Source organism: Leclercia sp. GLN_9 (assembly GCF_043105735.1).
Classification (GTDB): Bacteria; Pseudomonadota; Gammaproteobacteria; order Enterobacterales; family Enterobacteriaceae; genus Enterobacter; species Enterobacter adecarboxylatus.
This window is the reverse complement of the sequence record NZ_JBICLV010000046.1, coordinates 13,933-26,231: the sequence shown is the minus strand read 5'-3', so window position 1 is coordinate 26,231 and position 12,299 is coordinate 13,933. Positions and strand designations below refer to the sequence as shown.

Annotated in this window: 11 protein-coding genes; 4 read left to right on the top strand and 7 right to left on the bottom strand. The window is 52.0% G+C overall.

The features are described from left to right. Positions 1 to 168 precede the first annotated feature (168 nt). Complete coding sequence (locus tag ACF8PE_RS22845; RefSeq protein ID WP_059307255.1) at positions 169 to 852, top strand: porin; 684 nt, start codon at positions 169 to 171, stop codon at positions 850 to 852. A 145-nt stretch (positions 853 to 997) separates the two neighbouring features. On the opposite strand, the gene ACF8PE_RS22840 is transcribed toward ACF8PE_RS22845, so the two are convergent. Then, positions 998 to 2,173 (bottom strand): oligogalacturonate lyase family protein, encoded by a 1,176-nt coding sequence (locus tag ACF8PE_RS22840; RefSeq protein ID WP_032613815.1) that lies wholly within the window; start codon positions 2,171 to 2,173, stop codon positions 998 to 1,000. Between the two features lie 453 nt (positions 2,174 to 2,626). Between ACF8PE_RS22840 and kduI the strand changes: the two genes are divergently transcribed. The 3 genes from kduI to ACF8PE_RS22825 all read left to right on the top strand — a co-directional run bounded on the left by kduI (position 2,627) and on the right by ACF8PE_RS22825 (position 6,018). Continuing rightward, on the top strand, positions 2,627 to 3,463 hold the full coding sequence (kduI, locus tag ACF8PE_RS22835; RefSeq protein WP_077227196.1) for a 5-dehydro-4-deoxy-D-glucuronate isomerase: 837 nt from the start codon (positions 2,627 to 2,629) through the stop codon (positions 3,461 to 3,463). Between the two features lie 62 nt (positions 3,464 to 3,525). Further along, positions 3,526 to 4,287, top strand: a complete 762-nt coding sequence (gene kduD, locus ACF8PE_RS22830) for a 2-dehydro-3-deoxy-D-gluconate 5-dehydrogenase KduD (protein WP_103792592.1) — start codon at positions 3,526 to 3,528, stop codon at positions 4,285 to 4,287. Between the two features lie 297 nt (positions 4,288 to 4,584). After that, on the top strand, positions 4,585 to 6,018 hold the full coding sequence (locus tag ACF8PE_RS22825) for a sugar porter family MFS transporter (RefSeq protein ID WP_223263958.1): 1,434 nt from the start codon (positions 4,585 to 4,587) through the stop codon (positions 6,016 to 6,018). A 93-nt stretch (positions 6,019 to 6,111) separates the two neighbouring features. Here the strand turns inward: ACF8PE_RS22825 and ACF8PE_RS22820 are convergent, their stop codons facing one another. The 6 genes from ACF8PE_RS22820 to ACF8PE_RS22795 all read right to left on the bottom strand — a co-directional run bounded on the left by ACF8PE_RS22820 (position 6,112) and on the right by ACF8PE_RS22795 (position 12,270). After that, the gene (locus tag ACF8PE_RS22820; RefSeq protein WP_032613806.1) at positions 6,112 to 7,239 is read right to left on the bottom strand and encodes an oligogalacturonate lyase family protein; all 1,128 of its coding nucleotides are present in this window, start codon (positions 7,237 to 7,239) and stop codon (positions 6,112 to 6,114) included. A gap of 66 nt (positions 7,240 to 7,305) precedes the next feature. Then, entirely contained in the window at positions 7,306 to 8,595 is a 1,290-nt protein-coding gene (locus tag ACF8PE_RS22815; protein WP_059307258.1) for an ABC transporter substrate-binding protein, read from the bottom strand. Positions 8,596 to 8,608: 13 nt separating this feature from the next. Continuing rightward, complete coding sequence (locus ACF8PE_RS22810; RefSeq protein WP_032613802.1) at positions 8,609 to 9,736, bottom strand: ABC transporter ATP-binding protein; 1,128 nt, start codon at positions 9,734 to 9,736, stop codon at positions 8,609 to 8,611. Positions 9,737 to 9,748: 12 nt separating this feature from the next. After that, positions 9,749 to 10,651: a carbohydrate ABC transporter permease gene (locus ACF8PE_RS22805; RefSeq protein ID WP_032613800.1), complete on the bottom strand. Its 903-nt coding sequence runs from the start codon at positions 10,649 to 10,651 to the stop codon at positions 9,749 to 9,751. Next, positions 10,644 to 11,534: a carbohydrate ABC transporter permease gene (locus tag ACF8PE_RS22800; RefSeq protein ID WP_032613798.1), complete on the bottom strand. Its 891-nt coding sequence runs from the start codon at positions 11,532 to 11,534 to the stop codon at positions 10,644 to 10,646. Before ACF8PE_RS22800 ends, ACF8PE_RS22805 begins: the two co-directional genes overlap by 8 nt. A gap of 412 nt (positions 11,535 to 11,946) precedes the next feature. Next, on the bottom strand, positions 11,947 to 12,270 hold the full coding sequence (locus ACF8PE_RS22795) for a cupin domain-containing protein (protein ID WP_032613796.1): 324 nt from the start codon (positions 12,268 to 12,270) through the stop codon (positions 11,947 to 11,949). Positions 12,271 to 12,299: the final 29 nt, after the last annotated feature.

The window sequence follows — 12,299 nt, the reverse complement described above, 5'->3', positions numbered from 1 at the left end:
TCCGTTAAATTCCGCTTAAAACCCCTCTTTTGTTGATATTGCTCACGCCTGACTTTACCAAAAAAAATGAAACAAATAATTACGATCGCGATCACTAAAATTACGTATTTAAAAAAATAAAATGCAATTCCATAAAAACGAAACATCATTTTAAACGAGGGTTATTCCATGTTTAAGAAATCTCTGGTCCTTGCTTCACTTATTGGCGCTTCTTTCGCAGCTCAGGCTGTCACCGTGGATCTGCGTCACGAATATATTGATACCGGCACGAACGCAGACCGCGCGTCAGTTTCGCACCGTTTTGAAAATGGTTTTGGTTTTTCAGTAGAAGCGAAATGGAAATCTGGTGGCGATAAGGCTGACCAACCCTTTTCGGATGTGGTCGGCAATGGTCACGAAGATCAGATCAGCTGGCGCTGGAAAGCAACCCCGAATATTGCCTTAACCCCAGGCTTTACGGTTGAAAGTAAAGACAGTTTCACCATTTATAAACCGTATCTGCATGCGCAATATAGCTTTGATAATGGCTTCTACGTCGCCGCGCGTTATCGTTATGACTACACCCGTTATCCGTCAAGTGCCGATAAGGACGACGATAAAGTTAACCGTGGCGATGCATGGGTTGGCTGGGTGATGGGCGACTGGCGTACCGAGCTTAACTACGTATACGCGAAAAGCACCGAAGGCACTATCCGTAATAACAACAAAGATTATTCCCAGGAATATAACGTAAAGCTGGCGTATAAAATCGACAAAAACTGGGCCCCGTATGGTGAAGTGGGCAACATTGGTGTGAAAGAGACCGATGAGCGTCAGACCCGTCTCCGTGTCGGTGTAGCTTATTCCTTCTAATAATAAACAGTATCTCCGGGATTAACCGGCTCGAAAGAGCCGGTTTTTTTATGTCTGCTATTTATTGCTGAAGCCATACGCAGATAAAAAAAAAGCCCTCCATAAAGGAGGGCAAGGCCAGTTACAGGAACACAAACACAAACATTTATTCACGCAACAGTTCAGGTTGCTCAGGAAGCTTCGCAATATAAAGAGCCGGTTTACCGTCTTTATCGGAGCTAAACAGTACCGCTTTATCATCCGGGGTAAAGGATGGATGCGGATGGGTAACCTGGCGGCTGTTCGCCACGGTTGCCCAGGAGGTATCATGGCGGGCGATGCGGAAGTAAGCCTTCTTCGCCACGTCGAATGCATAGAGATAAGGATCGTTGTCGATGGTGTAACCGCTGGTGTCCTTCACATCTACCGGCGTACCGGAACCATCGCCGACCAGGAGGGTGCCGTCAAAGTTACTCATCAGGTGCGAACAGGCCGGCATTTTCATTACCGCGCTATTTTCGCCAGTGTCCGGGTTGAAGCTATACACGGTACGGCCTTGCTCACCTTTCAGGTAAGAGACATACACCAGCGCCGAGCCGTTCGGTACCCAGAACTCATGGGTGCAGCTTTCACCTTCCGCATGCTCTTTTACCTTGCGCACGTTGCTGCCGTCTTCGTTGACCATCCACATACGGGCATCCACCAGATCGTGTGGGCCTTCATGACAGAACGCGACGGTGTTGTCGTCAAACGGACGGTAGATAGGGTGGCCGAGCCAGTTTTTCTCTTCGTGGATCACGCTGCTTTCGCCGGTCTGCAGATCGACGCGCAGCAGGCGGCAGTGTGGGCCTTTATGGAAGAAATCATGGAAGATTTGCCAGTCGTTCAGCGGCGTCCAGTCACTTTTCGCAATTTCGATGCCGACCAGTTTAGTGCAGTCTGAGTTGGCAACCCATGTACCGTAGCCGACCCAGTCATCGCTGACGCGATAGACTTCGCGTTCCTCGAAGGTGGTCAGATTGACTTCCCGCAGAGTGCGATCATTCTTAACGTAGTAGAGCGATTTATCATCCGGTGACAGGAAACCGCCAAAGGTGTTATCGCCCGCGCCTTCGGTTAACTGCACCGCTTCGGCCTTTTCCAGATCCAGCAGATAGTAGTTCCAGTGGCCATCGAATTCACCGGCAAACAGCAGATGGCTACCGTCGTTGAAAAAGCATTTTTGATAGAAGTAGTTACGATGACAAGTAACTTCAGGTGGTGTCAGGCGGGTTACTTCCACACCTGTATCCGGGTCGCGACTGACATCATAGTTCAGTTTGACCCGCATGCCTTTTGCCATAATGCGCTCCTTGAATTCGACGGCAGGATTTCCCTGCGGTTCACTCGGTATAATATGAGTTTAAAAACTGGGTGTTAAATTATCAAAACATCGTTTCAGTATGTGTGACTGGTGGCGCACTTCTGAAGAAAAAGCCCGCAAAATCATCATCCTCTTTATATCTGTTCAGATTTGTATCATATCGGTATCGCTTTTTTTTCTTTATTAACCTGTTGTTAAATTTGAAAATTAAAAATGTCCGGTTAAAAAATCGTTTAAACAACGCGATGTCAACTCCCTGACAATCGTGATCGCAACTGCAATTTTGAGATTAACTGACAGAAAAAGTGAAACATCGTTTTAAATGTAATTGAAAACCCATTTCACAGCAGATAATATGTGCCCATCATGAAAACGGAACACCGTTTTGTTAATTATCCAGGCCTTCGGGGCCGATAAATTCTGGAGGTTAATGTGGAAGTCAGACAAAGCATCCACAGCGCGCATGCAAAAACGCTGGATACCCAGGGACTGCGCGATGAGTTTTTAGTCGAGAAAGTGTTTGTCGCGGATGAGTACACCATGGTGTACAGCCACATTGACCGCATCATTGTTGGCGGCATCATGCCGGTGGCAAAAACGGTCTCTGTTGGGGGTGAAGTGGGCAAGCAGCTTGGCGTCAGCTTCTTCCTGGAGCGTCGTGAGCTGGGCGTGATTAACATTGGCGGCCCGGGCACCATCACCGTTGACGGTCAATGCTATGAGATCGGCCATCGCGATGCCCTGTACGTCGGAAAAGGCGCGCAGGAAGTGGTCTTCGCCAGCGTCGATAGCGGCAAACCGGCGAAGTTCTACTACAACTGCGCCCCGGCACACACCACCTATCCAACCAAAAAAGTGACCCCGGCGGAGGTCTCTCCGGTCACCCTGGGTGACAACCTCACCAGCAACCGTCGCACCATCAACAAATACTTCGTTCCTGATGTGCTGGAAACCTGCCAGCTCAGCATGGGCCTGACCGAGCTGGAGCCGGGCAACCTGTGGAACACCATGCCGTGCCATACCCACGAGCGCCGCATGGAAGTGTACTTCTACTTCAATATGGAAGAGGACGCCTGTGTATTCCACATGATGGGACAGCCGCAGGAAACTCGCCATATCGTCATGCATAACGAGCAGGCGGTGATCTCGCCAAGCTGGTCTATTCACTCTGGCGTGGGTACGCGTGCCTACACCTTCATCTGGGGCATGGTGGGTGAAAACCAGGTCTTCGATGATATGGACCATGTTGCCGTTAAGGATCTGCGCTAGTCGCGGACAGTTAAGCATAAACTTGCCTGTTCGTTCAGGCGCTGAAAGATAAAGGATAAAAAATGATTCTGGATGCATTTTCTCTGCAAGGTAAAGTTGCGGTCGTCACCGGTTGTGATACCGGTCTGGGCCAGGGCATGGCAGTGGGTCTGGCGGAAGCTGGCTGTGATATCGTCGGGATCAACATCGTTGAGCCGCAGGAGACCATTGAGCGTGTGACCGCGCTGGGCCGTCGTTTCCTGAGCCTGACCGCTGACCTGCGTAAAATCGACGCCATCCCTGAGCTGCTGGAGCGTGCGGTTGCTGAGTTCGGTAAAATCGACATTCTGGTTAACAACGCAGGTCTGATCCGTCGTGAAGACGCGATCAACTTCAGCGAGCAGGACTGGGATGACGTCATGAACCTGAACATCAAGAGCGTGTTCTTCATGTCTCAGGCAGCAGCGAAACACTTTATCGCGCAGGGCAACGGCGGCAAAATCATCAACATCGCCTCTATGCTCTCCTTCCAGGGCGGCATCCGTGTGCCTTCTTACACCGCGTCAAAAAGCGGCGTAATGGGCGTTACCCGCCTGCTGGCGAACGAATGGGCGCAGCACAACATCAACGTGAACGCCATCGCACCGGGTTACATGGCGACCAACAACACCCAGCAGCTGCGTGCAGACGAAGAGCGTAGCGCAGCGATCCTCGAGCGTATCCCGGCGGGTCGTTGGGGTCTGCCAAGCGATCTGATGGGGCCGGTTGTGTTCCTGGCTTCCAGCGCATCTGACTACATCAACGGCTACACCGTTGCCGTTGACGGTGGTTGGCTGGCGCGTTAATTCTCGCCCCTGCCAAAAGACCTCTGCCCCCGGGCGGAGGTTTTTTTTTGCCCTGAATTAGTCATTGTCCATATCAATAAAAGAGAAAAATCCATAGTCTTTTTACGAAAAGGACGTGTATCACATTTTTAATTCATATAAATCATCTTGTTAACTAAAAGTGGTGAAACTTCATCTTTGTTTTAAAGTGTAATGTCCATCACAGATCGCCCTCTACCAGCCAATAAATCCATATTTTCACGTTATACGACCTGACACTTTTTCAGGGTTTCTCGTAATTTCATTTAACGTCTTACGCTGTTCAGGCAGGAAAATATGACATCTATTAACGACTCTACCTTTATGCCCCGCGCCCTTCGTGATACCCGAAGGATGAACATGTTTGTTTCTGTTTCCGCGGCGGTAGCCGGTTTACTGTTTGGGCTGGACATCGGCGTTATTGCCGGTGCGTTACCTTTTATCACCGACCACTTTACGCTGAGTAATCGCCTGCAGGAGTGGGTGGTGAGCAGCATGATGCTGGGCGCAGCAGTGGGTGCCTTGTTCAATGGCTGGCTCTCGTTCCGCCTGGGCCGAAAATACAGCCTGATGGTGGGTGCCATTCTGTTTGTGGCGGGGTCATTAGGCTCCGCGTTTGCCACAGGGGTTGAAGCTTTACTGCTTTCTCGCGTGCTGCTGGGCGTGGCCGTGGGGATTGCGTCCTACACCGCGCCGCTTTATCTCTCGGAAATGGCGAGCGAAAACGTGCGCGGAAAAATGATCAGCATGTACCAGCTGATGGTGACGCTGGGTATCGTGCTGGCCTTTTTGTCTGATACCTATTTCAGCTACAGCGGCAACTGGCGTGCAATGCTGGGGGTACTGGCATTACCGGCGGTACTGCTGATTGTGCTGGTGATCTTTTTGCCCAACAGCCCACGCTGGCTGGCGCAGAAAGGGCGTCACGTCGAGGCGGAAGAAGTGCTGCGGATGCTGCGCGATACCTCTGAAAAAGCGCGTGAAGAGCTGAATGAGATCCGTGAAAGCCTCAAGCTGAAACAGGGGGGCTGGTCCTTATTCAAAATAAACCGCAACGTCCGTCGCGCGGTATTTCTCGGCATGCTGTTGCAGGCGATGCAGCAGTTTACCGGCATGAACATCATCATGTATTACGCCCCCCGTATTTTCAAAATGGCGGGGTTCACAACGACCGAACAACAGATGATCGCCACGCTGGTGGTTGGGCTGACATTTATGTTTGCCACCTTCATTGCGGTCTTTACCGTCGATAAAGCAGGCCGTAAACCAGCCCTCAAGATTGGTTTTAGCGTGATGGCGCTGGGGACGCTAATCCTCGGTTACTGCCTGATGCAATTTGATAACGGTACGGCGTCCAGCAGCTTATCCTGGCTGTCTGTGGGGATGACCATGATGTGCATTGCGGGTTACGCGATGAGTGCTGCCCCGGTAGTGTGGATCCTGTGCTCTGAAATTCAGCCCCTGAAATGCCGCGACTTCGGGATCACCTGTTCTACCACCACCAACTGGGTGTCGAACATGATCATTGGGGCCACCTTCCTGACCTTGCTGGATTCTATCGGTGCTGCGGGAACCTTCTGGCTCTATACGGTGCTGAACGTGGCATTTGTTGGCATCACCTTCTGGCTGATTCCAGAAACCAAAGGCGTTACCCTGGAGCACATCGAGCGCAAGCTGATGGCCGGGGAGAAGTTAAGAAACATTGGCGTGTGAGGATAATGCCCGGCGGCGCGCCGCTCGCCGGGCCTGGAAGGTCAAAAGCCTTTATTCGTAGGCCGGGAAGGCGTAGCCGCCACCCGGCTTTTTTTACACCTGCGCGAGATACAGGGCTGGCATCCCTTCTTCGTCGGAGGTATACAGCACCCACTTATTATCCGGTGAAAACGACGGATGCGGATGCGTCACCTGGCGATCGCCATCCAGCACTTTCCAGCTGGTATTGTGCTGGCAGATGGCTTTTTGCGTCCCGTTTTTAATGTCGAACACCCAGATAAAGGGATCGTTGAGGCTAATATCGCCGGTATTGTGCGGGGCACCATCGCCCACAATCAGCGAGCCGTCGTGGTTGCTCATCAGGTGGGAACAGGGTGGGATCGCCATCAGCTGGCGGTTTTCCAGCGTCGCGGGATCGGCGCTGAACAGATAGCGCTGCGGATCGTTCTCTTTGTGCGCCACGTAATAGAGCGCCGAGCCATCTGGCACCCAGAATTCGTGGGTAAAACTCTCGCCCGCGTCATGCTGGCGCACCTTGCGCAGGTTGCTGCCGTCCTGATTAATCAGCCACATGCGTGCATCGATCGCATCGCGCGGGCCTTCATGGCAAAACGCCACGGTATTGTCGTCGAATGGCCGGTAAATCGGATGTCCGAGCCAGCGTTTTTCCTGCAAAATCACCTGCCGTTCGCCGGTGTGCAGATCGATGTTGATCAGGCGGCATTCCGGGTTAGTGAAGTAAAACGCGCGGAACTTACTCCAGTCGGTGAGCGGCTGCCAGTCACTTTTCTTGATTTCGATACCCACCAGCTTCGTGCAGTCCGAGTTAGCCACCCAGGTACCGTAGGCCACCCACTCCTCATCGACCTCATACACCACATACTCTTCCAGGCTATGGAGATCCACGCGGCGCAGTTCGCGGCTGTTTTTCACGTACCACAGGGACTGGTCATCCTCAGAGAGAAAACCGCCAAAGGTGTTATCCCCGGCGCCGTCGGTCAGTTGGGTCGCCTGCTGTTGGTCGATATCTAACAGATAGTAGTTCCAGTGCCCCTCAAAGGCGCCACCAAAAAGGATCTTGCTACCCTCGCGGGTAAAGCATTTCTGATAGAAGTAATTACGATGACAAATAATGTGTGGGGGCGTCATCCGTATCACGGTGTGGCCGGTCTGGCTGTCCTGACGGGTACGGAAGTTCAGGGGGATGATTTTTCCTTTCATTGTATGTTCCTTCAGATAAAAAAATACCCCACCGCGGAACGGTAGGGTATTGATAACCTAAGCTAATTAGCGCATTGCGCGTTTCAGGATACGTTCAGCCTGACGCTGGAAGTCAGCGGCAGTCTCTTCCACGGTTTTCTGGCCGTAGTCGATGTACTGCAGGGAGGTGCCGAACTGAGCCACGATCTGCGGATCGTCAAAGTATGGCGATACGGAGAGTTTGGCTGGCAGGGACTGCGCCAGACGCAGGCCGGAAACCGCCGGATCGTCCTCTTTAATGGTGCCGTTTTCGGTCAGGTATTTCACCGCCACTTTACTCAGCGGCACGCCACGCTCCAGACCCAGCGTCTCAACGCCTTCTTTGCTGTTCAGCAGGAAGTTGATGACTTTCGCTGCCGCTTCCGGGTTCTTGGTGGATTTACCGATAGAGAGCATCTGGGCTGGTTTGAAGAACAGACCGGCATCCGTTGCACCCGGCAGCATTGGGTAGCTACCCAGCTCCAGCTTCGCAGGTGGCTTCAGGTTGTCGGAGTATTTCTTGATGGTGGAGTTCCACATGTAGGTTCCGCCCCATTCACCCTCGATCCACGGCTTCATCTCGTACATGTTGCTCTTACCGAACGACGCATAGTACTTGGTGTCCGGCATTACGTGGCTATCCACCAGGCTTTTATAGGTCTGGAAGAACTCAACCCACTGCTCTTTGCTGTAGGAGAATTTCTTCGTTTTCTCGTCTACCGCCGGGATGTTGTACTTCTGGATCATGTAGGAGTTCAGCAGCGCCAGGGTATCCTGGTGCTCCAGGACCACCGGATAATACTGTTTGCCCAGTTTGCTCTCGAAGGCTTTACCGGCCGCTTTCAGCTCATCCCAGGTTTTCGGGTATTCAACGCCCGCTTTTTTCCAGGCTTCATCATTGAAGTAGAACACGCGCGCGGTCACGGAGATCGGGATCCCGTTCAGCTTGCCGTTCACGGTGGTGGACTGTAGCTCTTTCGGATCGAACTGCGTCAGATCGATCACGTCCTTCATTTTGTTCAGGTCGTAGAAGCCGTCGCCGGTTTTGGAGAAGATCGGCAGCCAGTTCCAGTTGGTCTGCATCACGTCCGGCTCGGTGCCGCCCGCAATCTGCGTGGTCAGACGTGACAGGTGACCGTCCCAGCCGGTGTATTCCGCCTTAACGTTAATATCCGGATTCTGTTTGTGGAACTCTTCCAGAGCCTTCAGTGTGACCTGGTGACGGCCATTGCCGCCCCACCAGGACATACGCAAATCTGTGCTATCCGCAGCAAAAGTGGGTAGGGCACTCATTCCAAAAGTAGCGGAGATAACGGCGCTTAAAAGCACTTTTTTCATTTTTATAACTCCATTAGAGAGAGATGTTCTGTTCAGTTTTCGCGTCAAAAATATGACACTTATTCATATCAAACTTAAAGTACACCTGACGGTGAAGGCCCTTGTTGATCATAGGTTTAGCTTCATCGGAAGGAATTCGGGCAGTCAGTTCATACTCGCCAACTTTCAGGTAAACGAAGAATTCATGTCCCATGTTTTCGGCGCGAACCATCTCGCCGCTGCAGCAGCCCTGCGCGAAAGGCTCATCAGAGATCGAGACGAAGTCAGGACGAATACCGTAGAAAATATCCTGATTGACGTAGCTGGCGACTTTCTCTTTCAGCTCCGGGCTTAACGGCATGGTCTGGTTGCCGATGGTCAGGGAGAGCTGGCCATCCTGTTCCACCAGCTTGCTGGCGCGGATGTTCATCTCCGGCGAGCCGATAAAGCCAGCAACGAACATGTTTTTCGGTTTGTGGTACAGGTTATCCGGGGTATCCACCTGCATGATGTGGCCGAGCTTCATCACGCAGATGCGGTCGCCCATGGTCATCGCTTCGGTCTGATCGTGCGTCACGTAGACCGTGGTTGCCGGTTTGCCGGAGGCCTTTAGCTGCTTGTGCAGGTCAGAGATACGGATACGCATCGAGGCACGCAGTTTGGCATCAAGGTTAGACAGCGGTTCGTCGAACAGGAACACGTCCGGCTTTTTCACAATCGCACGGCCTACGGCCACACGCTGGGCCTGACCACCGGAGAGCTGGCGCGGCAGACGATCCAGCAGTTCATCCAGTTCCAGGATTTTGGCCGCTTCGTTAACCTGAGCCTCAATCTGCGCTTTCGGCAGCTTGCTCAGCTTCAGGCCAAAGGCCAGGTTTTCACGCACGGTCATGTGTGGGTAGAGCGCATAGTTCTGGAATACCATCGCAATCCCACGCTCTTTCGGCGCGAGGTTGTTGACGATCTTGTCGCCGATACGCACTTCGCCGCCGCTGATGGTCTCAAGGCCGGCCAGCATACGCAGGGTGGTGGACTTCGCGCAGCCGGATGGGCCGACGATCACCATGAACTCACCTTCAGCGATTTTCAGGTCGATAGCATGTACCGCTTTGAAGCCGTTGGAGTAAACCTTTTCCAGTTTGTTGAAAATAACTTCAGCCATGATATTTCCCTCTTAACCTTTAATTCCGCTGCTGGTTACGCCCTGTACGAAGTAGCGCTGTGCCAGGAAGAAGACAATGATGGATGGCAGAATGGAGATGCTCGCCATTGCCAGAATTTCGTTCCACGGCGCACCTTCGGTGACGTCGATGGACATTTTCAGAGCCAGTGCAATCGGGTATTTGTCCACGCTGTAGACGTAAATCAGCGGCCCGATAAAGTCGTTCATTGACCACATAAACTGGAACAGTGCGACAGAGATGATGGCCGGTTTCAGGATCGGCACCACCACGTACCACAGCACCTGGATGGAGTTACAGCCGTCGATCTGTGCGGCTTCTTCCATGTCACGCGGTACGCCGCGCAGGAACTGGATCAGCATGAAGACGAAGAACCCTTGCGTGGCGAAGGCCAGCGGCAGGTACAGCGGCATGTAGCTGTTCAGCATGCCCATTTCACGGAACATCAGGTACTGAGGGATCAGCAGCACGGTGCTTGGTAGCAACATGGTGGTGATGAGCGTCGCGAACCAGAATTTCTTCCACGGGATCTCGAAGCGGGCAAAGCCGTACGCCACGATGGTGGAGGAGATAATGGTCAGGATCACTTTCGGGATCACATACTTAAAGGTGTTCAGCATGTAATGACCGAAGTTGTACTCGGTCCCGGTCTTCCAGCCATTGATAAAGCCGTCCCAGGTGGCATGGGCTGGCCACAGGCTCAGGGTGGTGAAGATCTCGTGGTTCGGTTTGAACGACGCCGAGAACATCCACACCAGCGGATAGAGCATCAGCAGGCCGACAAACAGCAGGATCACATAGCGAATGCTGGCGCTTATTTTTTCACGACGCAGCGTCCGGGCCACTTCACGTTCTGCGATGCTTCTCGCCGTGGAGAGTTGTTGAATATCAGCCATTTTTGCCTCCCTTATCGGCGGAGTAGAACACCCAGTATTTCGAAGACTTAAAGGCGATAGCGGCGAAGACAGCAACTACCAGGAACAGGACCCAGGCCAGTGCAGCGCCGTAACCCATGTCAAAGTACTTGAATGCGGTGTCGTAGATGTACAGTGAGAACAGGTAGGTGGAGTAGGTTGGTCCACCGCCGGTAATAACATACGGCCCGGTAAATTCCTGGAACGCCTGAGTGGTCTGCATGATGAAGTTGAAGAAGATCACCGGGGTAATCAGCGGCACGGTGACTTTCATGAACATCTGCCATTTGGACGCGCCGTCGATCATCGCGGCTTCATACTGCGACTGCGGAACGTTCTGCAGGGCGGCGAGGAAGATCACCATCGCGGAGCCGAACTGCCAGACACGCAGCAGCGTCACGGACATCAGCGCCAGAGAGGGTTCGCCAAGCCAGTTCACTGCATCAAAACCGAACACGCCAATAAAGCTGTTGAGCAGGCCATCAATGGCAAAGAGTGCGCGCCACAGCACGGCAATGGCGACGGAGCTGCCGAGGATCGACGGAATATAATACGCCGTACGGAAGAAGCCGATGCCGCGCAGTTTAAAGTTCAGAACAAATGCAATTCCCAGCGCAAAGGCCAGCTTCAATGGGATGGTTAAAAAGACGTAGGCAAAGGTCACGCCCATGGATTTCCAGAAGAGGGTATCTTCCGTAAACATGTAGCGATAGTTTTCAATGCCGTTAAATACCGGCGGGCTCATCAAATCGTACTCAGTAAAACTGAGGAAGAACGATGAAACGAAGGGGAAGGCGGTGAAGAGTATCAGCCCAATTATGTAGGGTGATATCCACGCCAGCCCCAGCATCTTGTTTTCATTCATACATACCTACCTGGTAATTAATGGTTTAAAACGGAATCTGTGCGGTGAGCCATTTTTAAAACATATGAACCGGTGTTTTCAATTTGTAAAACATCGTTTTAATTTATTTTATTGCGATTTAAATCCACGTCATTCGATAAATAGTGGAAATGTGATCGCGGTCGAAACAGCGTTTCAATAAGGTGAGATGGGTGGCATTTTTATCGGCTTGCGAAGAAAGGCGATGAGAAAAAACCAGTTAAACAGGGACTTTACGCCCGTATTCTGGAAACTATCGGCGGCAGTTACAAACTACTAACATTTGTAGCAAGCGGGGGGCTACAAATAAGGTAGCGGGGATATAATTTACTTGTTGAATGATTGGGGCATAAGGCGCGGACCAAAAAAGCGATGCCGAAGCATCGCCTTTTCATTATTTCAGGAAGTCTTCACGAACCGGGGTAAAGGTATCCAGCAGAGTGCCCGGCTTCAGGCAAACGCAGCCGTGCATGACATGAGGCTCTTTATATAGCGTGTCTCCGGCAGTGACGACATGTTTCTCTTCACCAATGGTAAATTCGAATTCACCGGATAATACGTAGGTCAGCTGCTCGTGCGGGTGGTTATGCATCGGGCCAACGGCACCTTCTTCGAAATTGACTTCCACCGCCATCATTTTGCCGTCATGGGCCAGAATGCGACGTGAAACGCCATTACCCAAATCCTGAAGCGTGGTCTCTTTGTGGAAAATAAACATGCTCATATCCTGTTATATAGTGAAACACC

Coding starts and splice junctions, on each gene's coding strand:
- ACF8PE_RS22820 (WP_032613806.1), bottom strand. CDS start 7,239: ATGAAAGGAAAAATCATCCCCCTGAACTTCCGTACCCGTCAGGACAGC.
- ACF8PE_RS22815 (WP_059307258.1), bottom strand. CDS start 8,595: ATGAAAAAAGTGCTTTTAAGCGCCGTTATCTCCGCTACTTTTGGAATG.
- ACF8PE_RS22840 (WP_032613815.1), bottom strand. CDS start 2,173: ATGGCAAAAGGCATGCGGGTCAAACTGAACTATGATGTCAGTCGCGAC.
- ACF8PE_RS22795 (WP_032613796.1), bottom strand. CDS start 12,270: ATGTTTATTTTCCACAAAGAGACCACGCTTCAGGATTTGGGTAATGGC.
- ACF8PE_RS22810 (WP_032613802.1), bottom strand. CDS start 9,736: ATGGCTGAAGTTATTTTCAACAAACTGGAAAAGGTTTACTCCAACGGC.
- ACF8PE_RS22805 (WP_032613800.1), bottom strand. CDS start 10,651: ATGGCTGATATTCAACAACTCTCCACGGCGAGAAGCATCGCAGAACGT.
- ACF8PE_RS22800 (WP_032613798.1), bottom strand. CDS start 11,534: ATGAATGAAAACAAGATGCTGGGGCTGGCGTGGATATCACCCTACATA.
- ACF8PE_RS22845 (WP_059307255.1), top strand. CDS start 169: ATGTTTAAGAAATCTCTGGTCCTTGCTTCACTTATTGGCGCTTCTTTC.
- kduD (WP_103792592.1), top strand. CDS start 3,526: ATGATTCTGGATGCATTTTCTCTGCAAGGTAAAGTTGCGGTCGTCACC.